Source organism: Rhizobium sp. ZK1 (genome assembly GCF_047782645.1).
Classification (GTDB): domain Bacteria; phylum Pseudomonadota; class Alphaproteobacteria; order Rhizobiales; family Rhizobiaceae; genus Rhizobium.
Genome location: NZ_CP180588.1, coordinates 160533 through 185770, shown reverse-complemented (window position 1 = coordinate 185770; position 25238 = coordinate 160533). Strand labels below are relative to the sequence as shown.

The following is a 25238-nucleotide window of genomic DNA, read 5'->3' as shown; positions in this document are numbered from 1 at the left end:
GCTTTAGTCGCGAAAGGCTTAAGCCGCCGAATGCGATATTGAGCCTGAGGTCCGGCTGGTCGGAACCAGGTTATGCAAATTCGAGCGCCGTCAGAAGATCTTCAACGAGATCTTCGGCGTCCTCGAGACCGACCGAGCATCGAATTGCGTCCTCGCCGAGGTTGACGCAGAACTGGCTGCCGACAAGGGACAGATGACGGGCACCGGTGAGCCGAGCTGAGCCACAAATGAAACTACCAACCTCCGCCAGATCTCCGCCTGACTTGATCAGGCTCAGTCTCTTGATCATTGCCGTGGCGCCCTCCGGGCCTGTCTCAAGCGCAAAGGCGAGCATCCCGGAGCCGCCCGACATCTGACGGCGCGCAATTTCATGATCGGGATGTGACGTGAGGAAAGGATATCTCACCCAGGCAACCGAGGGATGGGCCTCCAGTGTCAGAGCAAGGACGTGCGCGGTGTTGCAATGCTGATTCATTCTGAGCGCCAGAGTACTGAGCCCGCGCAGGATCAGGAACGCAGCTTGCGGCGAGATGGTGGTGTCATGGCGCTCGCGCAGGCTTTCGTGGCGCAATTTTCGAATATCCGCCGCCGTCCCAAGTAATGCGCCGCCGACCGTATCACCGTGCCCGTTCATGTATTTCGACAGCGAGTGCAGCACGATGTCCGCCCCATGTTCAAGCGGCCTTTGAAGGGCCGGCGTTGCAAATGTGCTATCAACTGCCACCTTGAGGCCGAACGCGTGAGCGTGTTCAGAAATGGCCGAGACATCCAGAACGCTGTTCAAAGGATTGGTGGGCGTATCGAAATACACCAATCTTGTCCGTTCGGTTATCGAACGGCCGATCACGTCCGGCTCCGAAAGATCCACCGCGACAAGCCTTGCGCCGACCGCCGAAACAATCTCCAGCATTAGGTACGCTGTGTCGGTGCAGACCGGCCTGTGAACAATAATCTCGTCTCCGGCAGCAAGAAATGACCGGGCAAGCGTGCGAAAGGCAACCAGACCTGAGGAGAGGACAAGACCGGCCTCCGCCCCTTCAAGACGGGCAAGCTTGTGCTCGAGCAGCCATGTCGCCGACCGATCCCCGTCCGCCCCGCCTGGCTGGACAAGGGTGGTCCGACCGCAGACAGAAGCCGATGGTCTACTCCGAAGGGAGGCAATCGCAGTAGACGGGAACGGCTCATGTATGGAGCGGGTCGAAAAGCCGAGATCATTGACGTCAGGCGAGGCCTTGGCCGAAACTGGCTGATTTGTCGTTATCTTGCTGCTCATCTGCGCCCCGATCGTCGATCGCTAAAGACCCGTCCTCACCCGAGGTCGCTGCAGTTCCGCCACAGCCATTACGAACCGTAGTTCATCGTTTCCACAATTCATGTAGGCGTGCTTGTCTTCGGTTCGCGCCAGAACGGATGAACCCGCGTGAACCAAGTGCTCGCTGTCTGCAAACTTCAGGGTGAGCTCACCCGTTTCGACGTTAATGAGCTCGAGTGTGCCGGGCGAATGGCCGGGAGATTCAAATATCTCGCCCGGGAAAAGCGTCCAGCGCCACAGCTCGATCTCGTCCGGCCCGTTGGTTCCAACGAGAAGTGTTGCGCTTCCGCCCTTCGGACCGTGCCACAGGGTCGATGCGTCCTGTGCCGGGACTATGCGAACAGGAACACTCGACGCCACCCCGACGAAATCCGCAACCGACACGCCCAAGGCGGTAGCGGCCCGGCACAGTGTGGCGATGCTCGGATTGGCTGTTCCCTTCTCGATCTCGACCAGCATGCCCTTGCTCACGCCGGACTTCCGGGACAGTTCGTCCAGCGTCAGGCCGCTCTGGCGCCTGAAGGTTTTCAGGTTCTGGGAGACGGTTGCGCTGACGCGCTCGACATCGGCGACCGTGTCGGTCGATATATTGACTTTCTTTTCCATGGTCGGTATTATAGACTAAATTGGTCAATGGGAGCTAGAGGGCATGTTGGATTTTCCGCTCATCGACAGGTCTGTCGCAGAAATAGCGCCGGATTTCCGTGCGATCAGCATCTTGGTTGATGCCAGCGATCCGACCCGCGGGCCAATGGCGCGCGACGTGCTTGGGGAAGCCTGTGATTTCGTCCGCGCCGGTGGACCACAATGGGGCGACGCCCATCTTGCCAGTTGGGCGGACGTCTATAGCCGTTTCGGGGCCAAACCCAACCGGACGCCGTGCTCTGCACAGGCGCTGAAGAAGCGGGTTGAAAAGGACGGTCGCCTACCCACCATTAATCCGTTGGTCGACCTCTACAATGCCGTCAGCCTGCGTTTTGCCGTGCCCGTCGGGGGCGAGAATTTTGATGCCTATGTCGGCAAGCCGCGGCTGGCGATTGCCGACGGTACGGAAGCGTTCGACACGGTCGCGAATGGCGAGGCAATCGTCGAACATCCGTCCGTTGGTGAGGTGATCTGGCGCGACGATATCGGCGTGACATGCCGCCGGTGGAATTGGCGACAGGGAACGCGCACGCGCCTGGATTCAATCGGTGGTCGAATGTGGTTCATCCTGGAGAGCCTCGAAACGATGCCAGAGGAGGCACTTGAGGCGGCCGCCGACATGCTGGTCAGTGGTCTTCGGCAACTGGCGCCGGGGTGCGACGTCTATAGGCAGAACCTTCTCCCAACATAGCTGGCGCCTACGGAGCAAGTGGCGAAAGTCAAGATATTGACCGGTGGCCGCTGGCTGGGGGTGGAAAGCAGCTGACAACCGGCGTCACTCGCCACACGGAAGAAAAATTGCGTCGCGGCGTCGCGGCGGCGGCGAAGCTTTGCCCGGAGGAGCGGGCACTCGTCGCATCGTAAAGGAGGAACAATGCGCACTGAGAAACACCCGCCCGCTCTGGTCGTGAGTGATGTTCACAAGAGCTATGGAGCCCACAAGGTCCTGAAGGGCATTTCCCTGTCGGCCGAGAAGGGCGATGTCGTCTCGATTATTGGATCGTCAGGTTCGGGCAAAAGCACCTTCCTGCGCTGCATCAACTTCCTTGAGATTCCGGATTGTGGTTCCCTCCGCATCAATGGCGAAGAAGTCGCGTTGCGAAGTGGGCGCGGCGGAAAATCGCAACCCGCCAACTGGCGCCAAATCGAAAGGCTGAGAACCGGCCTGGGCATGGTCTTCCAGAGCTTCAACCTCTGGCAGCACATGACCATCCTTCAGAACGTCATCGAAGCGCCGGTACATGTGCTCGGGGTCGAGCGGGCCATAGCCATCGAGAAGGCCGAAGCACTGCTGGCCAAGGTCGGTCTTTACGACAAAAAGGACGCCTACCCCGCCTTCCTGTCAGGCGGACAACAGCAGCGCGCGTCCATCGCTCGTGCACTCTGCGTTGATCCCGCTGTCATGCTGTTTGATGAGCCGACATCGGCTCTTGATCCCGAGCTTGTCGGGGAGGTGCTGAAGGTCATCCGCGGCCTCGCCGAGGAGGGCCGCACCATGATCATGGTTACCCACGAGATGAAGTTCGCTCGGGATGTCTCGACACGCGTCATGTTTCTGCACCAAGGCCAGGTTGAGGAGGAAGGTTCCCCCGCACAGGTCTTCGGCGCGCCCACGAGCGCTCGCTGCAAAGAATTCGTTGCAGCCGGTTCGCACTGACCAATCAATCTTTTCAACAGCAAAAAGGGGAATGCAAATGAAGCATCTGGGAAAAGCTCTGGCCATCGGCATGATCATGATGGCGGCAAATGCGCACGCCGACATCCGCTTTGGCATCGTCAACGAGGCCTATCCGCCTTACACGACCAAGGACGCCTCCGGCAAGGCGATCGGCTGGGAGATCGACCTGATGGACGCCGTCTGTGAGGAGCTGAAGGAAAAATGCGCGATCGTCGACGTTGCCTGGGATGGCCTCATTCCGGCGCTGGAAAGCAAGAAGATCGACGTGATCTGGTCCTCCATGTCGATCACCGACGAGCGCAAGAAGCGGATCGACTTCACCGACAAGTACTATTCAGCGCTGGCGGGGATGATCGGCCCGAAGGACGGCGCCATGGGGGTTGCGGCCAAGGAGCTGAAGGACAAGACGGTGGGCATTGCCGTCTCGACCACCCAATCCGCCTATTTCAAGAAACACTTCGCCGACGTCGCGAGCGAGAAGAGCTATGCGACGGTCGATGAGTCCTTCCAGGACCTTGCCTCCGGACGCATCGACTACGTCTTTGCCGACACCGGCCCGCTCAAGGAATTCCTGAAAACAGACCTCGGAGAAGAGTGCTGCGAGTATAAGGGCAATGTCGAGCCGGACGACACCATCCTCGGCGCGGGGGTCGGCGGTGGTGTGCGCAAGGGCGACGACGCGCTGCGCGAAAGACTGAACGCCGCCATCAAGGCCGTCAGGGACAGCGGCAAGTATGCCGAATTCAGCAAGAAGTACTTCGACTACGACCCCTATTGAGACCAAGGCGGTTGCGGATCGCCACACAGCTGTGCGGCGATCCCTGCCTTGACTGGAAGGCTTCCCATGAACCCCACACATTCAGCGCTGGATCTTCTGTCCATCGCGCCTCCCGGCTGGGGAGGCGTGCTCCTTGCGGGTGCCCTGGCCACTGTCCTGATCTCGTCCGGAGCATATCTGGTCGGGATGCTAATCGGACTGTTCGGCGCGCTCGGAAAACTGAGTGGGTTTCGGCCGCTCCAACTCCTGCTTAATGCCTATACCACGATCATTCGTGCCGTACCCGAGCTGATACTGATCGTTGCCCTCTATTACGCCGGAACAGACGGCGTGAACCGTATCCTTGCCTGGGCGGGACTGGGACCTATCGAAATCAACGGTCTTGTCGCGGCTATTGCGGTCCTTGGCTTTGTGCAGGGTGCCTACATGACAGAGGTGCTGCGCGGCGCAATCGTTGCAATCCCTGTCGGGCAACTGGAAGCCGCGAAAGCGTTCGGAATGCGTCCGGCGTTGCGCTTCCGCAGGATCGTCTTGCCAGGCCTCATCCCGAACGCGCTGCCGGGCTTTGCCAATCTCTGGATGTCGGTCATCAAGGACAGTGCATTGATCGCCGTCGTTGGTTACCAGGAACTGGCGCTTGCCGCGCGCGTCGCAGCAAGCAACACCAAGGAATACATGGTGTTCTTTCTAGCTGCTGCGGTGCTCTACCTCGTCATCACCATAGTCTCGAACATGCTCTTCGCTGCGCTGGAAGCCTACTTCCGTCGCGGACAAAGACCGAATGCGTAAGGGAAGCGGACATGGATTTCAGCTGGATTTTCCCCTACCGCGATCTCATTCTGCAAGGTGCTTTCCTCACCTGCCTGCTGCTTGTGATCTCGGTGACCTGCGGCTTTGGCCTGGCGATCTTCCTTGCGATTGCCCAGGTGGGCAAGAGCCCCGGCGCACGCTGGGTTGCGAAGGGATACTGCACGTTCTTCCGCGGCACACCGCTTCTGATTCAGCTCTGGCTCATTTACTACGGCCTGGGCACGTATCTGCCTTACGTACCGGGACTGAGAACAAGTTTCCTGTGGCCGATATTGCGAGAAGGCCTGTTCTTCGCCGCCTTTGCTTTGACGCTGAATTTTGCAGCCTATCAAGGTGAGATCCTCAGAGGCGCCATGTTGGCGGTTCCGAAGGGTGAACTAGAGGCTGCTCGCGCCGTTGGCATGTCGCCCGCCATGATCCTGCGCCGGATCTGGCTTCCCCGTGCAATCCGCATCGGCTTGCCCACCTTTGCCGGAGAAGTGGTCCTTCAGCTCAAGGCCACACCGATCGTGTTTTCGGTGACGGTCATGGACCTCTATGGCGCCGCCTACAAGATCCGCCAGGACACGCTGCTCGTCTATGAACCGCTGCTCCTCGTCACCCTCTTCTATGTCGGTCTGACCTTTCTCATCACCCAGGCCTTCCAGAAGCTCGAAAATGCTGTGCCGACGCGCCGCTAGCGCGGCCCCTAAACCCCGAACAACCAGAGACCCACGACATGTCCAGACCAGACAAACACGAGCTTTCGACGCTCTCCTTCAACACGCTTTCGGTGCATGGCGGCAACGAGATCGACAAGACCTCCGGCGCGATCCGCACACCGATCGTCATGGCCAATTCCTATCTTCTGCCCTACGACCCCTCGACCATGGACTGGTCGGACACGGAGGCGCCTTCCTATACACGCAATTCCGGTCATAACCAGATCTGCCTGCAGCGCAAGCTGGCGGCCATGGAAGGTGGAGAGGACGCAGCCGTCTTCGCAACCGGTGTAGCTGCCCTCCACGCCGTGTTCTTCACCTTCCTGAAAAGCGGCGATCATGTGATCGTCGGCGATGTCACGTATGAAGCCGTCTGGCGGCTCTTCGCCGAGCTCTTGCCTCAGCGCTACAAGATTGAGGCAACCTTCGTCGATATGGGCGACATGGAGGCAGTCAGAGCTGCCGTCCGGCCCAACACGAAGCTTATCCATACGGAAACGATCGCCAATCCGACGACGAAGGTTGCCGACATCGCGACACTGGTCTCCATAGCCAGGAAGGCTGGCGCGCTTCTGTCGGTCGACTCCACCTTTACGCCTCCCCCATTTTTCCGGCCGCTGGCGCTCGGCGCCGATCTCGTCATCCACTCCCTGACCAAGTACATCAATGGCCATGGTGATGCGATGGGCGGTGTGGTGGTCGGTTCCAAGGAACTCATCCATCATGTCAAGGCGGACGCCCTTGTCGATCTCGGCGGAACAATCTCCCCCTTCAATGCCTGGCTGATTACCCGCGGCTCGGTCACGCTTCCATTGCGCCTCAAACAGCAGTTCGCCACCGCACAGGTCGTTGCGAATTCCCTTGCTGGCGACGAGCGGGTTGCCTACGTCACTTATCCCGGGCTCGAAAGCCACGACCAGCACCAACTGGCAAAGGCTCAATTTGCAGGCAAGGGTTATGGCGGCGTCATGGCCTTCGCGGTCGAGGGGGACCCGGACGCCCAAAACCGCTTCGTTTCCAATCTGAAGGTGATCACCTCGGCGGTCTCGCTCGGCCACGACGAGACCCTGATCGTGCACGTCGGGGGAAGCGGCCGCGGAGGCGCCGAACGCTATCCGCTGAATTTCCAGAAATATGGACATCTGCGTCTTTCCATCGGCCTGGAGGATCCCGAGGATCTCATCGCCGATATCAATAACGCTCTCGACGAGACCTTCGACCGGTCCTGAAGACGCGAGTTCCGACGCCAGGTGCAGCGGGAAGCCCTCTCGTCGGGATCTTCCCGCTATGTCAGCGACGTTCTCAAGGAAAACACACTATGCATTGGATTATTCTGCTCATCGCCGGGCTGCTCGAAGTGGTCTGGGCCTTCTATATGAAAAAGTCCGAAGGCTTCACACTGCTTGTTCCGTCGGCAATCACGGTCGTCGCAATGATTGCAAGTGGTGTGCTGCTTTCATTCTCGATGCGCGTTCTTCCGCTTGGCACGGCCTACACTGTCTGGACTGGCATTGGAGCCGTCGGGTCGTTCCTGCTTGGCGTCCTGGTCTTGAACGAGCCAGCTGCCCCAATGCGCATTCTCGCCGGCGCCATGATACTCTCCGGTCTTCTGATGATGAAGCTGTCGAACGCCGGATGAAAGAAGGTTAGCGACGGTCATTCGCGCGCTCCGGTGGCAGCAATTTTGCGCGCCAAGCCCAGACAAGAACAAACTTCGCCAACCGTCACATGCAGACTGGACTCGAGCCATGATAGACTACCAGGCAGTCAAGGCCGTCGTTTCTGTCATCAGATTGGGCAGTTTCGACAGAGCTGCTCGCGAACTGAAGGTTACGCAATCAGCTGTGTCGCAGCGGGTCAAGCAGTTGGAACAACGCCTCGGCGTCGCGCTGATCGTCAGAGGAAGCCCGTGTTCCGCCACCACGGCGGGTGCTCAGCTCGTCTACCATTTCGAGCGCGTCGAACTGCTCGAGCGCCAATTGGCCTCCAGAATGCCCGGTCTCATCGGTCCTGGCTCACTGCCTGAACGCATGACCATCAGGATTGCCGCCAATCCGGAATGGCTCGGGAGCTGGATCCTGGATGCCGTCTCCGACTTCGTACGATCCGCACCGTTTCTCGTCGACCTGGTTCTGAATGAAACCATTCGGACGCTAGAAAGGCTGCGAGCCGGCGAGGTTGTCGCTGCGGTCACCTTAGGCGAGGAACTGCTTGAGGATCACGACAGCCGTTCGTTGGGCAGCCTTCGCTTGGTAGCCGTGGCAACCCCGGGCTATAGCAGCCGCCATTTTCCACAAGGGGCAAGCGCCGAGGCGATGGCCAAAGCGCCTGGTCTGGCCATGGGGTCGACGGACCCCTTTCCGAAGCGATGGGTCAAAGTTGCGCTCGGCGATGATGTCGAGTTTCCGGTGCATCGGCTGCCCTCGCGCGCAAGCATCTTCGATGCAGCCCTCGCAGGCATCGGATGGGGCGTTGTCCCGGCTCACCTTGCTGCGGCCCATCTCAGGTCCGGCACTCTGACAGAATTGATCAAAGGGACAGGTGTCGACTTGCCGGTGCGATGGCAGGTTCATCGCGTAGCAGTCCACCAGCTGGAGGGGCTGACCGCGGCCATCGTTCGTCTTGCGCAGCAAAGCCTTGAACTCGATGGAATTTCATAGATGTCAGTGTTGTTGCAGGACCTCCAGCAGCTCGCCGGATTGCTCGCAAAAGAAGCAATGAGCGCAAGCGTCGTGACGCTGGCATTTTGGGCGAAATGCCTCCTCCTTTGGCCGATTTGCGCCGTTCCCACTGAGCGGTCTGCCTCGCATTTTCGGCGAGCAGAGAACGTCATTGGTGTCATTGGAGGATTGTCATGACCGTCTACAACATTGCTCTCATCGGCTTTGGCGGCGTAAACCGCGCTTTGGCCGAGCTTATCGCGACAAGGAACCCGCTGTGGGAGCGGGAGCTTGGGTTCCGTCTGAATATTGTCGCTGTGAGCGATCTTTATCTCGGCTCCGTGATCTCACCAAACGGGCTCGACGCGAAGACGCTGATTGAAGCCAAGTTCACCAAGGGTGGGTTCGGCCAACTCTCAGGCGGGAGTGCGGAAGCGGACAACGAAACGATCATCAGGACCGCACCGGCAGACATTGTTGTAGAGGCAACGTTCACCAACCCGACGGACGGCGAGCCCGCAGTCTCCCATTGCCGCTCAGCGCTTGCAAGCGGCAAGCATGTTGTCACGACGAACAAGGGTCCGGTGGCACTTGCGGCGTCGGAGCTGAAGGCCCTCGCTGAGGCAAATGGCGTCCGATTTGAGTACGAGGGTTCCGTGATGAGCGGAACGCCGGTGATCCGGATGGCCGAGAAGACGCTCGCGGGCGCTGAGGTCGATGGCTTCGAGGGAATTCTGAACGGCACTTCCAATTTCGTTCTGGGACGGATGGAAAGTGGCCTGGATTTCGATACCGCCGTCAGGCAAGCACAGGAGCTCGGCTACGCGGAAGCCGATCCCACGGCGGATGTCGAAGGCTTCGACGTCCGCTTGAAGGTCGTCATCCTTGCCAATGAGCTGCTTGGCGCACAACTCAAACCGGATGATGTCTCCTGCAAGGGCATTTCGCAGCTTTCGCCTTCTGACATCAGGGATGCAGCCAAGGCCAACAGCCGCTGGAAACTCATTGGTTCCGCCTCCCGGGGGGAAGACGGCCGCGTCGTCGGAAGCGTCATGCCGAAGCAACTGCCGTTGGAGCATCCTCTCGCCGCCGTCAACGGTCCAACCAATGCCGTTTCGTTCAGCACGAAGCTGCTCGGCTCCGTGACGGTTACCGGACCCGGTGCGGGACGAATTGAGACTGCGTATGCTCTATTGTCCGACATCGTGGCAATTCACGCGCAAAGCACGTCCGCCATTGCCAGGGAGGCTGCATGATGCACAGCCTCGCCCTGACCAGCCCCATGCCGAGCGATGAGATCGTCGTGCGCAACCCTTTCGACGGATCGGTCGTCGGAACTGTTCCCAGCAGCGATGCTTCTTGCGTGGGCAGCCTTATCGAACGTGCCGGCCGCGGAGCGCAGGCCGCCAAAGCTCTGCCGCGCCACAAGCGAGCTGCAATCCTTGAAAAGGCAGCCGCCGCCATCGAGGCGGCGCATGAAGAATTCGCGCTTCTGATCGTCAAAGAGGCCGGCAAAACGGTAAACCAGGCCCGCAAAGAGGCGACCCGATGCGTCAACACGCTAAAACTCTCGGCCGATGAGGCCAAACGCAACGCCGGCGAGGTCATTCCGTTCGAGTCCTATGCTGGGTCCGAAGCCCGGCAGGGTTGGTACACCCGGGAGCCGCTCGGGATCATTGCGGCCATCACCCCTTATAATGACCCGCTGAACCTGGTCGCCCATAAGCTTGGGCCGGCGATTGCCGGTGGAAACGCCGTGCTCCTCAAGCCGTCTGAGCTTGCTCCCCTGTCGGCGCTCAAACTGGTCGACGTTCTGGTGCAAAGCGGCCTTCCGGAAGAGATTGTTACGGTTGTCATCGGTGGCGCGGATCTTGGCAAGGCACTCGTCGTGGCAAGAGACGTGCGAATGATTTCGTTCACGGGCGGGTTTGCCACGGGGGAGGCAATCGCCAAGGCTGCAGGCATCAAGAAGCTGGCGATGGATCTGGGAGGCAATGCACCAGTCATCGTCATGGAAGACTGCAATTTTGTCGCTGCGGTCGACGGCTGCCTGTCTGGAGCCTACTGGGCGGCCGGTCAGAACTGCATTGGCACCCAGAGGATCCTGATCCAGCGCTCCATTTATGAGCGGTTCAAGTCGGAGTTCGTTGCAGCCACAAAAATGCTCAAGACTGGAAACCCACTTGAGCCTGACACTGATGTCGGCCCGATGATTTCGGAACGTGCCGTTCAACGCGCAACGGCGATGGTCGACCGCGCCATTGCTTCTGGCGCCGACCTCCTTTGCGGCCACAGCCCGGCGGGCAACCTTTACCCACCGACGGTCTTGGAAAATGTTCCCTTTGGTTGCGACCTATGGAGCGAAGAGGTGTTCGCCCCGATCGTAATCCTCGAACCCTTCGATGCGCTCTGCGATGCCATCCGCCTTGCGAATGCGCCAGACTACAGTCTGCACGCCGGTATATTCACTAATGACCTCGAGGGAGCCCTCGAGGCGGCCAGCGGGATTGATGCCGGAGGGATCATGATCAACGACTCTTCCGACTACCGGTTCGACGCTATGCCGTTCGGCGGCTTCAAGTATGGCAGCATGGGCCGCGAAGGGGTGCGCTTTGCTTTTGAAGACATGACCCAACCAAAGGTCGTCTGCATCAACAGGCTCAAACGGCAATAGATCACCAGCCAACAAGCCCATCAGCAACATCAGGAGTACCATTTTGTTCAAAGGTTCCATCACCGCACTTGTTACACCCTTTGCTGATGGGCGTGTCGATGAAGGCGCGCTGCGCGCCCTTATCGACTGGCAGATCGAGGAGGGATCATCCGGACTGGTCCCATGTGGAACGACAGGCGAAAGTCCGACACTCACGCATGCCGAGCACAAACAAGTTGTCGAGATTACGGTCAAAACGGTCGGCGGCCGTATCCCGGTCATTGCAGGGGCAGGCTCAAACAGCACGGCGGAGGCAATCGACTTCGTCCGCCATGCACAGGAAGCCGGCGCCGATGGATTGCTGGTCGTCTCACCCTATTATAACAAGCCGACGCAGGAGGGCATCTATCAGCATTTCAAAGCCATAGATGCGGAGGCCGAGCTCCCGATCATCGTCTACAATATTCCAGGTCGCAGTGTGATCGACATTCAGGTCGAGACGTTGGCGCGCATTTTTAGCGACTGCAAGAATGTGAGCGGTGTGAAAGACGCCACCGGCAATCTCCTGCGACCTTCACTGGAGCGCATGGCCTGCGGCAAGGACTTCAACCTGCTGACCGGGGAAGACGGCACCGCCCTCGGCTACATGGCCCAGGGCGGGCACGGGTGCATTTCTGTGACCGCCAACATTGCACCGCGCCTGTGCGCTGAATTCCAGCGCGCCTGCCTTGGGGGCGACTTCACCTCGGCCTTGGAGATCCAGGATCGTCTGATGCCATTGCACCGGGCGCTCTTCCTGGAAACAAACCCCGCTGGGCCGAAATATGCCCTGGAGCGGCTGGGCCGCATCCGTGGGGACCTGCGATTGCCTCTTGTTCCCGTCAGCAGCTCGGTTCGCGAACAGATCGATCGGGCGATGCTCCACGCTGGCGTTTTGAGTTGAGGTCACCGATGAAGATCGATCGCATAGAAACTGACCTCATCGGGCCTCTCTCCATTCCCGCGGGTAAGCTGTTTGGCGTGCATACCCAGCGCGCGGAGGAGAATTTCAACGTCACAGGCTTCCGCCTGAGAGACTTTCCCGAGCTCATCCAGTCGATGGCGATGGTGAAGCAAGCCGCAGCGCTGACCAATATGGAACTCGGACTGCTGTCTTCTGAGAAAGCTCTTGCGATCGCAGAGGCGTGCGACGATCTCATCGAACTAAGAGCGATTGATGACAATTTTCCCGTGGACATGATGCAAGGCGGAGCGGGCACCTCCACCAACATGAACGTCAACGAGGTCGTGGCCAATCTTGCTCTTCTCAAGCTGGGCGCCAGCGTCGGAGACTATTCCACGCTTCACCCAAACGACGACGTCAACCTCTCGCAGTCGACTAACGATGTCTACCCGACAGCGATCCGGTTGACCCTGTTGCGCACCTGCGACGCGCTCATCGCCGCGCAGGTCAATCTTCGGGACACTTTCCGTCGGAAAGGTGCTGAATTCGTGGATGTCATAAAGGTTGGACGCACGCAGCTCCAGGACGCCGTGCCCATGACTGTCGGCCTGGAGTTCGAAGCCTTTGCGGAACTGATCGACGAGGACATCATCCAAGTGCAGTCTGCCAAGAAACTTCTTCAGGAGGTCAATCTTGGCGGCTCTGCAATCGGAACCTCGATCAATGTGCCGCCGGCCTTTCCGAGCGTTGCGTGCAGAAAACTCTCCGAGATCTCCGGTCTGCCGCTCATCACAGCTCGTAACTTGGTGGAAGCGACATCGGATACAGGCGGGTTTGTCGCCTTTTCAGGCATTCTCAAACGAATTGCCGTCAAGATGACGAAGATCTGCAACGATTTGCGGCTCTTGAGCAGTGGCCCAATCGGGGGACTGGGTGAGATCCGGCTGCCGGCGATGCAGGCAGGCTCCTCGATTATGCCCGGCAAGGTCAATCCGGTCATTCCGGAAATGATGAATCAGATCGGATTTCAGGTGATCGGCAATGACCTGACGGTGACGCTTGCCGCAAGTGCCGGACAACTGCAACTCAATGCGATGGAGCCGGTCATTGTCCTGAACATCCTGCTGTCAATACGCATGCTGACCAGAGGGATGGAAATCTTCGCCAACCGGTGTGTGGCGGGGATCGAGGTCGATAAGGATCGTTGTAAGGCTTTGTTGGACCAGTCTCTCGTTCTGGCTACCCCGCTAGCAAAGCTGATCGGCTACTCCAAGGCGGCTTGGCTGTCGAAGAGAGCACTATCTGAAAAGAGAACTCTGCGCTCCATCGTCGAGGAAGACGGATGCCTGACCAAACGGCAGATCGAGGAAATCTTCAGCGACTACGCGGCGTTTGCAAACGTCCCGCAGCGCACGCCCGCTTGAGGGGAAGTCATGGCGGTATTTACCGAACTGTCTGACGAAGACCGCCACGCGATCGTGGAAGCATACGGCTTGACAGGTCTGTCCTCGGTGATCGGCATCGCCGACGGCGATCGTGAAACGACCTATCTGTTCCGGTCTGCCGAAGGCGAGTTCATCGTGACCCTGTTTGAAAACGGGGCCGAGCCGCTTGATCTCGAACGCGCTTTCACGACGATGGAAACGCTGCATCGGGCGGGCGTCCCCTGCCCCGAACCCAGGCGCACCGTCGACGGCAATGCCACGTTTCAGGCTGCGGGTCGGCTTGTGGCCATTGTAAGCTTCGTGTCCGGGTCATCGACAAGTGATCCTTCGCCAGCCAAATGTGGCAGTGTGGGCTGCCTTATGGGCCAGATACACATGAGTTTTCAGAGTGGGCTCAACCGCCAGCCTGACTTACCATCGGGACCCGTACATGGTGCATTGGTCTTCGCGAATGTCTTTTTTCTTGGCGATGAAGTCAGCGGTGTCATCAATTTCAGGCTTCGCCATGATGACGCCCTCATCGCCGAGATCGCCGACGTTCTCGTTGACTGGACAGGCGTGCCCGGCGGCGGTTTGGACCGGCGCAAAGCCCATGCGCTCTTGAGCGGTTATCAAACCATCAGAAAGCTCTCGGCAGCAGAAAAAGCAGCTCTGCCTGCGTTTGTTCTTGCCTCAACAGCCAAGCGCGCCGCCGCGGACGCGAGAAGGAGTTCGGTCCCTGAGTGTGCCCTTGTCGCCTATCATTCGGTCACGCCAGATATCTTCGACCAATAGAGGCGGCAACGGGATGAAATATCTTCTGGACCGAATAGATGAACTGGTACTTGCCGAACTCAAAAACAACGCCCGCATTTCGCACGCGGAATTGTCGGCAAAGGTGAACCTGTCCCGAAACGCCGTGCGGGTGCGCATCGAACGGCTCGAACGAGAAGGTTTCATCAAAGGCTACACGATCGTCACCGGTGAGGGCGGAAACGACCGGCAGGTGACCACCGCACTCATGTTCGTCTATCGCCATGACCGCATGAGGGGCGGTGACGTCATCAACGTCCTACGCAAAATCCCGGAGGTTGTCGCCTGTGACGTCATGACCGGCGATTTCGACCTGGTGGTGAGGGTCGAGTCTTCGCAAGCCGATCGTATTCGCCAGATCTGGCAGCAAATATCCGAACTTCCAGGGGTACGCGACACGCTTACGGCATTCGCGCTCTCCTCCGTCGTTCGAAAGGCCTGATAGACCCAGAGGTATAATTGGCAGGACCTTGGCTTGGTCAAAGGAGCGCGTATAAGCCCGCCGATAGCAGTAAATTGAAACGCTCGGTCGCGATCTGAAAAAATACGACTATAGCGATGTCGGACCGGGCATTAGATCGTAGGGGTGTCGCCATCCTGGCAGATCCCGGATCCTGTCCTTCCACTTGGCGATGTGAGGAAACTCCTCCTGAGGCAGGCCCGCATCTTCGGGCATGTAGACGTAGCCTGCAAGAGACAGGTCCGCGATGGTGGGCCGAGCAGCCACAAGGAACGGTGTTTGCCGCAAGTGATCATCCACGATGCGGTAGGCCGCAATTGCACGTTCCCTCAAGAATTGCGTCACCGCCGTCTCCCCAGTTTTCTTGATGCCATACAGGAAGCGCAAGGTGGCATAGTAGCTGGTGAATTTGTGATTATCGAACAACATCCACCGCCAGATTTCCTGTTTCTCACGGACGTTTTCGGGACCGAATTTTCCAGTCGCCTCAGCCAGATAGTCGAGAATGAGCGCCGACTGGCTGAGCCTTGCCCCCTTGTGCTCGAGGACCGGAACCTCGCCCTGTTCATTAACCTCCTGTCGCCATTGCTCTCGGTGCGTTTGCCCACCGAAATAGTCGACGAACACCGGCGTCCAATCCATTTCCGCCAAGGCGAGAAACAGAGCCACTTTGTAGGAGTTGCCTGACATTGCAAAGCAATGCAGTTTGAATTCGGACATGCTCGACCTCCTTTTATTGGGGCTCGTTCAGAAATGGAGAAGTTTGCTGGCATCTCGTGCCACAGGGGCTGCATTTGATCCGCAACAAGGACCGGGTCCCGCTAAAGTACACGATACGTGATCATCAGCGAGCCTATCAGCAAAACGGCTATGACCGCGGCGCCAAAAGGCAACATGGCCCGGTAGACTGCGCGCTCTTGTCCGCGACAACCTGCCATATTGCAAACAATGGACATGCGAACTGGTGAAATCAGGTTCAGCGCCAGGGCGGCGGTATGTTGCAGGGCAATCACGGCCGCGACATTGAGGCCCGCTTCCTTCGCAAGACTGACCTGCGAACTCATGAACAGGCCGTTTGCGGCGTTACCACTGTTTGCAAGGGCTCCGAACACTGCCGAGACAAGAGCAAGCCATGTCAACGCGCCTCCGCCGGCTGCGGAATGTATCCCCTCTCCCAATGCCGCGGCAATCCCGGAGCTGGATAGCAGCTCTGCCATCATCGAGAAGATGATGATGGCAAGAATTGCGAGCCGTCCGGTTCTCCAGGCTGTCAGGACTTGCGATCCTAAGCTGGAAACATGACCATAGACGAATGCGCAGATGACAGCGCCTAAAGCCAACCACGTGCCCGCATGAAACAGCGGCGACCAGGCCGGGGCTCCGACGAACGGCTCGAGCCGCCCAGTTTGCAGCAGGAATTCGCTCAGGGGCGAGATCAGCCGGGTCGCCATGAGCCATGTGATGAGGATCGCGAACGGCGCCATTCTCCGCAGGGCGTCAAGGAGTCGGCCCGCATTGGGGCGCTCATCGACAAGATAACGCAGCACGATGACCGGTCCATAGGCGCAGAGCATCGCAACTTCAGGCCCCAGTGCTCGCGTTGCCGCAATCAGCAGAAACAGGCTTCCGCCGAGCCAGACGACCTCGCTGAGACACTCGCTGGATGAAGCCCCGACGCCTGCTTTTTCGGCCATCCTCCAGTAGAGCGGCAACCAGAGCGCATTCAGGGCGACTTGAAAAAAGCTGGCATTGACAGCGAGCATGGTCGGATCGCTTCGAGAGAAGGCGCCAGCGACGATCGCGCCGTTGCCCATGCCGCCCCACAGGATCATTGTCTGGCTGAGCAGGCTGAAGGCCATGAGATAGACCGGTTGCAGGTCGAGCCTGCGCAACAACAGCATCGTCCCGACGATTCCGACGCCGAAGCCGGTCGCGGATTCTGAAAACGGGCCGATCAGGAAGCACGCAGCAAACAGCAGACGTCGCTTGGACTGCCTGTTCTGCCGGAGACTCTCGACCGGCATCGCTGCATCCCCGGGCCGAATAGCCATCTGCCAGAATAACAGCCCGCCCAGTATATATGGTACGACGATCCACCCGATCCATGCGCCGCGAAAGAGCGCGCTGGCGCCGTCGCGCAACTGAAATTCGCCGGGCGCCGCGCCAAGCGCGACAACGATTGCCACCAGCAGGCTGATGCTTGCGGCAACGAGCGTGGAAGCCCGACCGCTTGCCAGCAGGCCGATGACGATGAGCGCGGGCAATGCCCAGACGATGTAAAGCAATGCCGTCGTGATCCTCCGTCGGCGTCTGACCTAGCTAAGCGTCACGCCAGATCCTGCTCGAGCAAGGTCAGGCAGTGTGCTACCTTCTCTTTTGCAAGCGGCGGTATTGGGAGGATGGGACGGGGCGGCTCGGCCCGGCAGACGCCAAGCAGATCGGCCATCGTATAGACGGTTCGCAGGCTGGAGAACTGCTTGAAGAGCTCCCAGATAGGGGCAAGACTTGCATCGATCCGGAGTGCCTCTTCAGTATCGCCGTTCTGAGCTGCTCTCACGAGGCGCAGGCACACGTCCGGAAGAATGCCGGCGAGCACGCTGTACCAGGTATCGGCCCCACGGGTCATGGCTTCGGCAGCATTCCAGTCGCCGCTATAGCCGATCGAGAAGCTCTTGGGTGTGGCGGATCTCTGCTGCCCCAGGTGGCTCGCGATCTCCTCGGGTTTTTCCGTCGGATTCTTGATCGCCAAGATGCCAGGCACCTGAGCCAACCGTTCCACCAGGACCGCCGTGAAGCGGAAATGGGTCGTCCCCGGATTGTCATAGATCACGATGGGAAGGCCGCTCTTTCGAGCAACGGTGGAAAAATGCTCGAAGACTTCATCCTCCGTCAGCGGCGCGTACGAAACGGCGGCAAGAAGACCTGCGGTCGCGCCTGCGGCCTTGGCGTCCTGCGCCAGCCTGACCGCCTCGTCGGTCCGCAAGGCGCCGACGCCTGCCACGACCGGTATCGCCCCGCCGGCTTCCTCAATGGCCGCGCTTAAGGCTCGTCGCCGCTCCTCGCGGGACAGATACATGTAGGTTCCGGTGCTCCCGAGAAGGCCGATGGAGTCGACGCCTGCGATGCAAAGCCGCGCCACAAGCCTCTTGAGAGCGGCAGTGTCGACGCGACCGTCCAGGTCACTCGGCGTCATGGGAAATGCGGAAAGCCCGCTCAGGAAAGCCATTCGATGCTCCGGATCCGGTTCTGTGCTTCTATATTCGCAGTCGTCAATGCGGGCGTTACAGGGTCGCGAGCGCCTGCCTCAGGTCGCCAATCAGGTCATTTACGTCCTCAAGACCGACAGAAAGACGGATGAGGTCGTCACCAACGCCCGAGACCATATGGGCGTCTTTTCGGATCGATTGCCGCGCCCTCGTAATGCTGGCCGGATGATAGATCAGGGTGTCGGTGTCGCCGAGGCTCACCGCGCGTGTCATTAGTTGCAAGCGATCGAGCATATTTCTTGCTCCGTCAAACCCGGCGTGAAGCCCAAAGGCGAGCATGCCCGACCCCTGCGCCATTTGCATGCGCGCGATCGCCTGATCGGGATGCGATTCCAGGAAGGGATAGCTCACCCAGGACACGGCGGGATGCGCTTCGAGCATACGGGCGATCGCCAGAGCAGAGGCGCTGTGCCGATCCATTCGAAGCGAAAGTGTTTTCAGACCGCGCATGATCAGGAAGCCGGAGTGTGGCGCCAAGGTGGCGCCGGTAATGTAACGCAGACCCGTTTCGTGCAGGCGGTGGAGCGTTTCGGCGTCGCCGAGTAGCGCCCCACCCAACGTGTCGCCATGACCGTTGATGTATTTCGTAAGAGAGTGAAGCACGATATCGGCGCCATGCTCGATCGGCCGCTGGAGCGCGGGAGAAGCAAAGGTACTGTCCACTGCGACCTTCACCCCACGCGCGTGCGCGCGCTCTGAGATTGCCGCAATGTCGAGAATGCTGCTGAGCGGGTTCACGGGCGTCTCGAAATAGACAAGCTTGGTCTTTTCCGTGATCGCCGCGTCGAGGTTTGACGGATCGGAGAGGTCCACGGGAACGACCTTGATGCCGAAGCGCGGCAGCCCCTGCTCCACCATTGCCACAGTATTCGAGTAAAGCGTTTTGTGAACGACAAGCTCGTCGCCCTGCGACAGCAAGGAGAGGATCAGAGTGCCGAAGGCGGCCATACCGGTCGATACGACAAGGCCCGCCTCCGCCCCTTCCAGGTTCGCAAGCCTCTGCTCGAGGATCTCTGTGGTCGGATTGTATTCCCGCGCGTAAAGTCGGCCGCCAAGCGCTGCTGCGGCGTCATTGGCCTCGACGCTCTCGAAGCCGTAGGTCGAGGTCAGGAAGACTGGCGGCTGGACTGCCCGTTTGTAGTCCCCCGGGCTGAACGCATGATGAATGGCTCGCGTGTCGAATGCGTAGCTTGCCGCGTGAAATTGGTCGTCATGCTCGCTGCCGCCTGTCATAGCTGGATCGTATCCTCTTTGCTTTGGCCCAGACTGGCATCATACTGGTTGGCATGAAACATCCAGTTTGGCAGAAAGAATATGGTCCAGTCGGAAAACCAAGCGGCGGCAGTGCACGCACCCAGAATGGGCGCACGCAGGATTTACGAGGCACTCAAGAGTCAGATCCTTAGCCGTGTCTATGAAGCGGGAAGCCAACTGCCGTCTTCACGCAGCCTGGCGAATGAACTGCATGTGTCGCGGACAACAGTTACCGTTGCCTATGAACAGCTTGCCGCTGAAGGCTTTGTGGAACTGCGCCAAGGCGCTCGCCCGCGTGTGACAGCGCTGGAGCCGAGACAGCGGCCGCGAGAATCCGACACCACACAGGAGGCGTTCGGGCCGCTTTCTGCTTACGGCGAAAGACTTCGGGCGCTTTCGCCGTGGCTCGACTATCTGCCAACCAACCTGGCGGTTGATTTTCGGTACGGAGACCTTGCCCCATCTGACTTTCCGGCACTGGCGTGGAAGCGCGCTATCAATTCGGTGATTGCCCAAAGACCCGGGCGGCTGGCCTATGAGGACCCACGAGGATCCCGGCGCCTGCGGCAAGCCCTTCAGGGTTACCTTTGGCGGGCACGGACGTTGCAATGCGATCTTGAGCAAATCATCATCGTCAACGGCTCCCAGCAGGGGCTGGATCTCTGCGCGCGGATCCTCCTCGACGCGAACAGCGCATTTGTGATGGAGAATCCCGGCTACCGAATGGCTCGCCAGATCTTCTCAAGCACCGGGGCTTGCGCCGTGGCAGTGGACGCGGATGCGGGCGGCCTGAAGACCCCGGACTTATCAGGAATCGACGCCCGGATGGCCTATGTCACACCATCCCATCAGTTTCCCTTGGGCGGTGTCATGCCGATCAGCCGACGCCACCAGCTTCTCGCTTGGGCTCGGGATAGAGACGCCTACGTGGTTGAGGACGACTACGACAGTGAGTACCGGTACGACATCAGCCCGGTTCCGCCCCTCCAGAGCCTGGCGGACGGGCGCAACGTCATTTATCTGGGCACCGTTTCAAAGACACTGTCGCCGATGATGCGCATTGGCTACCTCGTCGTGCCAAAACAATTGCAGGAGGTGTTCGCAACCGCCAAGCAATTGACCGACCGCCATACACCCATGACCGAGCAGGAAGCGCTCGCCTCTCTGATCGAAAGTGGCGCCTATGAGAGCCATGTGCGTCGCGTCAGACGACTGAATAGGGAGCGCCGGGAGATATTATTGAGCGCTCTTGGGACTGCATTCGGCGACCGCGTCACGGTCGAGGGTGCGGATGCCGGATTGCATGTCGTCGTCTGGTTCAAAGACCTGCCGGGATCAGCTGAGATCGCCCTGATGGATGCTGCTCGCGAACGCGGCGTCGGCCTCTACGGTATTTCACCGCTCTACGATTCTGCACCAGAAGCAAGTGAGGCGCCACGAGAGCGGCTCGGATTGGTAATGGGCTATTCCGCGTTGACAGGAAGGCAGATCGAGAAGGGCATTCAACTTGTCGCCTCGGCCGTCGATGCGGTGAAGGGTTCGGGCTGACAGCAATACCCGGCTCGCCGAGCATCTTATTGCATCCTCTCCTGGCACGCCTCCAACCTTCGCCAAACTGGACTAGGAACATGCTGGTAAACTGGCACTGTTGACGAAGCCAGTTTCACGGCAGATTTCCCCATCAGCCGGGACCGGTGAGACATGGGATGATCCCATGATGAGAGCACCAGGCCGCCGGCGCGGAGATCCATTTCGATCAAAGGCAAGGCATTGCGGGAGCCGATACATGACTTGGCGGGGGAGTCTGCTCCACATTCACATTGCGCCGGCCGCTTCCTACGAAATGGAAGAACTCGCCGAGGCGCAACTCATCGCTGGCCGCGGCATTGCGGGCGACCGCTATTATCTCGGAACCGGGACTTATTCGCCCAAGCCTGACGTCCGCGAAGTCACGCTGATCGAGGTTGAGGTTCTCGAGGCGATTGCCAAGGGAGAGCCGAAGATTCCCGGGTTCAAAGGCATGCTTAAACCCGAAGATCACAGGCGCAACCTGACGACCCGCGGCGTTCCGCTCAATCATCTGGTCGGCGAGCGCTTCCGGGTCGGCGAAACGATCTTGCGAGCGGCACGGATGAACTTTCCCTGCAAATACATCGAGGAGCTTCTCGGCATGTCGGGCCTCTACGAAGGACTGCTGAACCGTTCCGGTCTCAACTGTTCGATCGAGGTCGGTGGTATAATCCGCCCTGGCGACCCGATCCTGCCAATCGACGAGTGACGCGACATGGGATCTCCACGTATCATCATGAAACTGATCGTTGCCGGCGTCCACGACGAGCCGGGCGACGTCCGCGTGATTGAGCTGAGACACCCACGCAAGCCTCTTCTGCCGCCCTTTGAACCAGGATCGCATGTCGACGTCCACCTCCCCGACGGGAAGGTACGCCAATACTCGCTCTGCGGTGACCCGGAAGATCTCAGCCGCTACACGATAGCGGTGAAGCGCGAAACCGATGGCCGGGGCGGCTCGGCATGGATCCACGATACTATTGCAGCAGGCGCCGAGCTGCCCGTATCCGCCCCGCGCAATCATTTCCCGCTCAGGGAGTGTGACGGGCCGGTCCTTTTGCTGGCAGGAGGCATAGGGATCACACCTATCCTTGCCATGGCGCGGGCTCTCTGTCGGCAGCGCAAGGCTTTTGAGCTCCATTATTTTTCGCGGAGCCGAAGCCTGACACCGTTGCTGGGAACTTTAGAGAAGATCATCGGCTCCGAAAGCCTGAGGCCCCACTTCGACGATCAAGTCGAAACCCGGCAGGACATTGATAGCCTGTTGTTGGCGCGGCCCGATGGTGCGCAGCTTTATTACTGCGGGCCTCCCGGCTTCATGGCAGCCGTTGCCCAGGCTTCAAGGCACTGGCCGGATGGCACGGTCCATTTCGAAGCCTTTCAGCCGCCGGCCCGGGATGATGCTCCACCCGAACCGTTCACGATTGTGCTTCGTAACGGGACGGTTGTTCCGGTACCTGCAGACGAGTCAGCGCTATCGGCCATTCGCGCCGCCGGCGTGTTGCTGATGGCGTCCTGCGAGAACGGCGTCTGCGGAACCTGCGAGTGCGGGTATTTGGAAGGACAGCCAATTCATCGCGATGCAGTGCTTTCAAACGACGCGCGTGACCGTCGGTTTATCCCATGCGTATCACGCGCGACGGGCGTTCTGAAACTCGACTTGTAAAAGAGGGGGAGTGATGAACTCCAAGATCAGCTATCTGAACGAAATTGAACGCTGCGTTTCCTGGCTTGCCGCCTGGACGATCCACCACGCCAACCATATCCGCGAAGCAGACGAGGTGAAGGTTGGCGGGCACCAGGCTTCGTCAGCGTCGCTTAGCACCATCATGACCGCGCTCTACTGCTCGGCGCTTCGTCCTGAGGATCGGGTCGCGGTCAAACCCCATGCAGCACCGATATTTCATGCTCTCCAATATCTGGCAGGGAACCAGACCCGGGAGAAGCTCGAAAACTTTCGAGGTTTCAAGGGCGCACAGAGCTATCCATCACGGACCAAGGATGTCGATGACGTCGACTTCTCCACCGGCTCGGTCGGTCTCGGTGTGGCGCAGACGCTGTTTTCTTCATTGGTTCAGGACTATGTCTCGGCACACGGCTGGATGAACGACCGGCCTGAAGGACGCATGGTCAGCTTGATCGGCGATGCCGAGATGGACGAAGGCAATATCTATGAGGCCCTGATTGAGGGTTGGAAACACGGCCTGAGAAACTGCTGGTGGGTCGTCGACTACAATCGCCAGTCGCTGGACGCTGTGGTCCGCGAAGGCCTCTGGGAGCGGTTCGAACAGATATTCAGAAACTTCGGCTGGGACGTCGTTATCCTACGCCATGGCTCTTTGCAAGAAGCCGCGTTTGCCGAGCCCGGCGGGGACAAGCTGCGGCAATGGATCGAGGCGTGCCCGAACCAGCTCTATTCCGCTCTGACCTTCCAGGGTGGCGCGGCATGGCGCAAACGGTTGCTGGACGAGATCGGTGATCAGGGGCCTGTGACTGCCTTGATAGAGCGACGTTCCGATGCGCAACTGCAAGTGCTTATGGGCAATCTCGGAGGACATGATCTGCCGAGCCTGCTCGAAGCCTTTGGACAAGCTTCGCAGCACGACCGCCCGGTCTGCTTCATCTGCTATACGATAAAGGGATATGGCTTGCCGCTTGCAGGCCACAAGGATAACCACGCCGGTCAGATGACCCCGACGCAAATCGAGGGCTTCCGCCAGCAGATGGGCGTAAAGCAGGGACAGGAATGGGAGAAATGGGCGGCGGCTACACTGCCGGCTGGTGAGCTCGAATCCTTCCTTGCTCAAGTATCGTTCTTCAGCGAGGGCCGCCGCAGACTGTCTTCGCCGGCGATCCCGATTCCTCCTACGCTTCCCTCCCCTGGGCAGCCAGGCAAACTGCTTTCAACCCAGATGGGCTTTGGCCAGATTCTGAACGATATCGCGCGTGACGACACGCTGCTCGCCGAGCGCATCGTCACGACCTCTCCGGACGTGACTGTGTCAACCAACCTCGGCCCCTGGGTCAATCGGCGCGGGTTGTTTGCCCGTGAGGGCATGTCCGACCTCTTCAAGGCGGAGCGGATTCCGTCGACCTACAACTGGGAGTTCGGTCCTAAAGGCCAGCATCTCGAACTGGGGATTGCCGAATCCAACCTGATGATCATGCTTGGTGCGCTCGGCCTTTCCCATTCGATCAACGGCGCCCGGCTCCTGCCCATCGGCACTGTCTATGATCCGTTCATCTACCGCTCGGCCGACCAGTTGAACTACGCCTGTTACCAGGATGCGCGCTTCCTGCTGGTCGCAACACCGTCCGGCGTGACGCTTGCTCCGGAAGGCGGCGCGCACCAGTCGATCGGCACGCCACTGATAGGTATGGCACAGGACGGGCTGTGCTCGTTCGAGCCTGCCTTCGTCGACGAGCTTTCGGTCATCATGCGCTTTGCCTTCGACTACATGCAGCGCGACGGCGAAGGTGACCCCGATGAAACAACGTGGTTGCGCGATCAGACCGGTGGATCCGTTTATCTCCGCCTGTCGACGCGCCCGCTCGAGCAGCCAGCACGCCAAATGGCGCCTGATCTGGAGCAAGACATTATCAATGGTGGCTACTGGTTGCGTCGGCCAGGTCCCAACGCCAGTGTGATCATTGCCTATCAGGGAGTCATCGCGCCCGAGGCGATCGCCGCAACAGGTCTGCTCGCCGAAGATCGACGGGACGTTGGATTGTTGGCGATCACCTCAGCGGACCGGCTCAATGCCGGCTGGCAAGCTGCTGAACGCGCCCGGCAACGTGGAGCGGTCGGGGCGATGAGCCATATTGAACGCCTGCTGGCGCCTTTGTCACGGGATTGCGGGATCGTCACGGTGATCGATGGCCACCCAGCCACGCTCTCCTGGATTGGGGGGGTCTATGGTCACCGCGTCAAGTCGCTGGGGGTCGAACATTTCGGCCAGACCGGCACAATTGCAGACCTTTATCGGCATCATGGTCTTGATACAAATGCGATCATGCACGCAGCTCAAGCCGTAAGCGGCGGACGGACCGTTCGTTATCTTCAAGCCCTTTCATGAAGCTGAACCGGCTGCTTGGCAACCTTCTGTCTCAGAGACGTCTTGGTCGGGATGGGATCGCCTGCGATTGCTCTTCAATCGCCGTAAGGAATTGTTCATCAGCCAAAGGACCAGATCGTCTGAAGGGAAATAATCAAGCGGCTGTGAAAAGCAGCCACTTGATCGGTCGCCGGTTCGAGAGTTTTGTGTTGTCGGT

The 25238-nt window shown here is 59.4% G+C and carries 25 protein-coding genes; 19 read left to right on the top strand and 6 right to left on the bottom strand.

Translation table 11 applies throughout. From position 1 onward, the window contains the following. Positions 1–70 precede the first annotated feature (70 nt). A complete protein-coding gene (locus ACK9YZ_RS33960) occupies positions 71–1066 on the bottom strand; it encodes a trans-sulfuration enzyme family protein (RefSeq protein WP_416068775.1) in 996 nt (331 codons plus the stop codon). Between the two features lie 117 nt (positions 1067–1183). Between ACK9YZ_RS33960 and ACK9YZ_RS33955 the strand changes: the two genes are divergently transcribed. Then, positions 1184–1354: a hypothetical protein gene (locus ACK9YZ_RS33955; protein ID WP_416068754.1), complete on the top strand. Its 171-nt coding sequence runs from the start codon at positions 1184–1186 to the stop codon at positions 1352–1354. On the opposite strand, the gene ACK9YZ_RS33950 is transcribed toward ACK9YZ_RS33955, so the two are convergent. Then, positions 1295–1918: a helix-turn-helix domain-containing protein gene (locus tag ACK9YZ_RS33950; protein WP_077981883.1), complete on the bottom strand. Its 624-nt coding sequence runs from the start codon at positions 1916–1918 to the stop codon at positions 1295–1297. The two genes, ACK9YZ_RS33955 and ACK9YZ_RS33950, sit on opposite strands and share 60 nt — an antisense overlap. A 43-nt stretch (positions 1919–1961) precedes the next feature. Between ACK9YZ_RS33950 and ACK9YZ_RS33945 the strand changes: the two genes are divergently transcribed. The 14 genes from ACK9YZ_RS33945 to ACK9YZ_RS33880 all read left to right on the top strand — a co-directional run bounded on the left by ACK9YZ_RS33945 (position 1962) and on the right by ACK9YZ_RS33880 (position 14859). Continuing rightward, positions 1962–2648, top strand: coding sequence for a B3/4 domain-containing protein (locus tag ACK9YZ_RS33945; RefSeq protein WP_416068753.1), 687 nt, complete (start codon positions 1962–1964; stop codon positions 2646–2648). 183 nt (positions 2649–2831) lie between these two features. Continuing rightward, a complete protein-coding gene (locus ACK9YZ_RS33940) occupies positions 2832–3614 on the top strand; it encodes an ABC transporter ATP-binding protein (protein WP_416068752.1) in 783 nt (260 codons plus the stop codon). Positions 3615–3651: 37 nt separating this feature from the next. Then, a complete protein-coding gene (locus ACK9YZ_RS33935; protein WP_416068751.1) occupies positions 3652–4413 on the top strand; it encodes a transporter substrate-binding domain-containing protein in 762 nt (253 codons plus the stop codon). A 66-nt stretch (positions 4414–4479) separates the two neighbouring features. Further along, positions 4480–5202 carry an ABC transporter permease gene (locus ACK9YZ_RS33930; RefSeq protein WP_416068750.1) on the top strand — a complete coding sequence of 241 codons (723 nt, stop codon included), beginning with the start codon at positions 4480–4482 and terminating at the stop codon, positions 5200–5202. Between the two features lie 11 nt (positions 5203–5213). Continuing rightward, a complete protein-coding gene (locus tag ACK9YZ_RS33925) occupies positions 5214–5903 on the top strand; it encodes an ABC transporter permease (RefSeq protein ID WP_416068749.1) in 690 nt (229 codons plus the stop codon). A 38-nt stretch (positions 5904–5941) separates the two neighbouring features. Beyond that, on the top strand, positions 5942–7153 hold the full coding sequence (locus tag ACK9YZ_RS33920; protein ID WP_416068748.1) for a trans-sulfuration enzyme family protein: 1212 nt from the start codon (positions 5942–5944) through the stop codon (positions 7151–7153). An 89-nt stretch (positions 7154–7242) separates the two neighbouring features. Then, positions 7243–7563: a DMT family transporter gene (locus ACK9YZ_RS33915; RefSeq protein WP_416068747.1), complete on the top strand. Its 321-nt coding sequence runs from the start codon at positions 7243–7245 to the stop codon at positions 7561–7563. 154 nt (positions 7564–7717) lie between these two features. Then, the gene (locus tag ACK9YZ_RS33910; RefSeq protein WP_416068746.1) at positions 7718–8584 is read left to right on the top strand and encodes an ArgP/LysG family DNA-binding transcriptional regulator; all 867 of its coding nucleotides are present in this window, start codon (positions 7718–7720) and stop codon (positions 8582–8584) included. A gap of 194 nt (positions 8585–8778) precedes the next feature. Beyond that, complete coding sequence (locus tag ACK9YZ_RS33905; RefSeq protein WP_416068745.1) at positions 8779–9840, top strand: homoserine dehydrogenase; 1062 nt, start codon at positions 8779–8781, stop codon at positions 9838–9840. Then, positions 9837–11258, top strand: a complete 1422-nt coding sequence (locus ACK9YZ_RS33900) for an aldehyde dehydrogenase family protein (RefSeq protein WP_416068744.1) — start codon at positions 9837–9839, stop codon at positions 11256–11258. Before ACK9YZ_RS33905 ends, ACK9YZ_RS33900 begins: the two co-directional genes overlap by 4 nt. Before the next feature lie 43 nt (positions 11259–11301). Beyond that, entirely contained in the window at positions 11302–12180 is an 879-nt protein-coding gene (gene dapA / locus ACK9YZ_RS33895; protein ID WP_416068743.1) for a 4-hydroxy-tetrahydrodipicolinate synthase, read from the top strand. 8 nt (positions 12181–12188) lie between these two features. After that, positions 12189–13604: an aspartate ammonia-lyase gene (locus ACK9YZ_RS33890; protein ID WP_416068742.1), complete on the top strand. Its 1416-nt coding sequence runs from the start codon at positions 12189–12191 to the stop codon at positions 13602–13604. A gap of 9 nt (positions 13605–13613) precedes the next feature. Then, a complete protein-coding gene (locus tag ACK9YZ_RS33885) occupies positions 13614–14399 on the top strand; it encodes a phosphotransferase (RefSeq protein WP_416068741.1) in 786 nt (261 codons plus the stop codon). Positions 14400–14412: 13 nt separating this feature from the next. After that, positions 14413–14859: an Lrp/AsnC family transcriptional regulator gene (locus tag ACK9YZ_RS33880; protein ID WP_416068740.1), complete on the top strand. Its 447-nt coding sequence runs from the start codon at positions 14413–14415 to the stop codon at positions 14857–14859. A 108-nt stretch (positions 14860–14967) separates the two neighbouring features. On the opposite strand, the gene ACK9YZ_RS33875 is transcribed toward ACK9YZ_RS33880, so the two are convergent. From ACK9YZ_RS33875 to ACK9YZ_RS33860, 4 genes are all read right to left on the bottom strand, one after another. Next, a complete protein-coding gene (locus ACK9YZ_RS33875; protein ID WP_416068739.1) occupies positions 14968–15597 on the bottom strand; it encodes a glutathione S-transferase family protein in 630 nt (209 codons plus the stop codon). Positions 15598–15698: 101 nt separating this feature from the next. Further along, on the bottom strand, positions 15699–17162 hold the full coding sequence (locus ACK9YZ_RS33870) for an L-lactate permease (RefSeq protein ID WP_416068738.1): 1464 nt from the start codon (positions 17160–17162) through the stop codon (positions 15699–15701). A 41-nt stretch (positions 17163–17203) separates the two neighbouring features. After that, entirely contained in the window at positions 17204–18103 is a 900-nt protein-coding gene (locus tag ACK9YZ_RS33865) for a dihydrodipicolinate synthase family protein (protein ID WP_416068737.1), read from the bottom strand. A 55-nt stretch (positions 18104–18158) separates the two neighbouring features. After that, positions 18159–19376, bottom strand: coding sequence for a trans-sulfuration enzyme family protein (locus ACK9YZ_RS33860; protein WP_416068736.1), 1218 nt, complete (start codon positions 19374–19376; stop codon positions 18159–18161). 81 nt (positions 19377–19457) lie between these two features. On the opposite strand from ACK9YZ_RS33860, the gene ACK9YZ_RS33855 reads away from it, so the two are divergent. The 4 genes from ACK9YZ_RS33855 (at position 19458) to ACK9YZ_RS33840 (ending at position 25042) form a co-directional block, all read left to right on the top strand. Next, positions 19458–20945, top strand: a complete 1488-nt coding sequence (locus ACK9YZ_RS33855; RefSeq protein WP_416068735.1) for a PLP-dependent aminotransferase family protein — start codon at positions 19458–19460, stop codon at positions 20943–20945. Positions 20946–21183: 238 nt separating this feature from the next. Continuing rightward, positions 21184–21675 carry an MOSC domain-containing protein gene (locus tag ACK9YZ_RS33850; RefSeq protein WP_416068734.1) on the top strand — a complete coding sequence of 164 codons (492 nt, stop codon included), beginning with the start codon at positions 21184–21186 and terminating at the stop codon, positions 21673–21675. 27 nt (positions 21676–21702) lie between these two features. Beyond that, positions 21703–22632 carry a PDR/VanB family oxidoreductase gene (locus ACK9YZ_RS33845; RefSeq protein WP_416068733.1) on the top strand — a complete coding sequence of 310 codons (930 nt, stop codon included), beginning with the start codon at positions 21703–21705 and terminating at the stop codon, positions 22630–22632. Between the two features lie 13 nt (positions 22633–22645). Continuing rightward, complete coding sequence (locus ACK9YZ_RS33840; protein WP_416068732.1) at positions 22646–25042, top strand: transketolase; 2397 nt, start codon at positions 22646–22648, stop codon at positions 25040–25042. The last annotated feature ends 196 nt before the right edge of the window (positions 25043–25238 follow it).

Excerpts from the sequence above, each read along its gene's own strand:
- ACK9YZ_RS33955 (WP_416068754.1), top strand. The coding sequence starts at position 1,184 with ATGTATGGAGCGGGTCGAAAAGCCGAGATCATTGACGTCAGGCGAGGC.
- ACK9YZ_RS33950 (WP_077981883.1), bottom strand. The coding sequence starts at position 1,918 with ATGGAAAAGAAAGTCAATATATCGACCGACACGGTCGCCGATGTCGAG.
- ACK9YZ_RS33945 (WP_416068753.1), top strand. The coding sequence starts at position 1,962 with ATGTTGGATTTTCCGCTCATCGACAGGTCTGTCGCAGAAATAGCGCCG.
- ACK9YZ_RS33940 (WP_416068752.1), top strand. The coding sequence starts at position 2,832 with ATGCGCACTGAGAAACACCCGCCCGCTCTGGTCGTGAGTGATGTTCAC.
- ACK9YZ_RS33935 (WP_416068751.1), top strand. The coding sequence starts at position 3,652 with ATGAAGCATCTGGGAAAAGCTCTGGCCATCGGCATGATCATGATGGCG.
- ACK9YZ_RS33930 (WP_416068750.1), top strand. The coding sequence starts at position 4,480 with ATGAACCCCACACATTCAGCGCTGGATCTTCTGTCCATCGCGCCTCCC.
- ACK9YZ_RS33925 (WP_416068749.1), top strand. The coding sequence starts at position 5,214 with ATGGATTTCAGCTGGATTTTCCCCTACCGCGATCTCATTCTGCAAGGT.
- ACK9YZ_RS33920 (WP_416068748.1), top strand. The coding sequence starts at position 5,942 with ATGTCCAGACCAGACAAACACGAGCTTTCGACGCTCTCCTTCAACACG.
- ACK9YZ_RS33915 (WP_416068747.1), top strand. The coding sequence starts at position 7,243 with ATGCATTGGATTATTCTGCTCATCGCCGGGCTGCTCGAAGTGGTCTGG.
- ACK9YZ_RS33905 (WP_416068745.1), top strand. The coding sequence starts at position 8,779 with ATGACCGTCTACAACATTGCTCTCATCGGCTTTGGCGGCGTAAACCGC.
- ACK9YZ_RS33900 (WP_416068744.1), top strand. The coding sequence starts at position 9,837 with ATGATGCACAGCCTCGCCCTGACCAGCCCCATGCCGAGCGATGAGATC.
- ACK9YZ_RS33890 (WP_416068742.1), top strand. The coding sequence starts at position 12,189 with ATGAAGATCGATCGCATAGAAACTGACCTCATCGGGCCTCTCTCCATT.
- ACK9YZ_RS33885 (WP_416068741.1), top strand. The coding sequence starts at position 13,614 with ATGGCGGTATTTACCGAACTGTCTGACGAAGACCGCCACGCGATCGTG.
- ACK9YZ_RS33880 (WP_416068740.1), top strand. The coding sequence starts at position 14,413 with ATGAAATATCTTCTGGACCGAATAGATGAACTGGTACTTGCCGAACTC.
- ACK9YZ_RS33875 (WP_416068739.1), bottom strand. The coding sequence starts at position 15,597 with ATGTCCGAATTCAAACTGCATTGCTTTGCAATGTCAGGCAACTCCTAC.
- ACK9YZ_RS33865 (WP_416068737.1), bottom strand. The coding sequence starts at position 18,103 with ATGGCTTTCCTGAGCGGGCTTTCCGCATTTCCCATGACGCCGAGTGAC.
- ACK9YZ_RS33860 (WP_416068736.1), bottom strand. The coding sequence starts at position 19,376 with ATGACAGGCGGCAGCGAGCATGACGACCAATTTCACGCGGCAAGCTAC.
- ACK9YZ_RS33855 (WP_416068735.1), top strand. The coding sequence starts at position 19,458 with ATGGTCCAGTCGGAAAACCAAGCGGCGGCAGTGCACGCACCCAGAATG.
- ACK9YZ_RS33850 (WP_416068734.1), top strand. The coding sequence starts at position 21,184 with ATGACTTGGCGGGGGAGTCTGCTCCACATTCACATTGCGCCGGCCGCT.
- ACK9YZ_RS33845 (WP_416068733.1), top strand. The coding sequence starts at position 21,703 with ATGAAACTGATCGTTGCCGGCGTCCACGACGAGCCGGGCGACGTCCGC.
- ACK9YZ_RS33840 (WP_416068732.1), top strand. The coding sequence starts at position 22,646 with ATGAACTCCAAGATCAGCTATCTGAACGAAATTGAACGCTGCGTTTCC.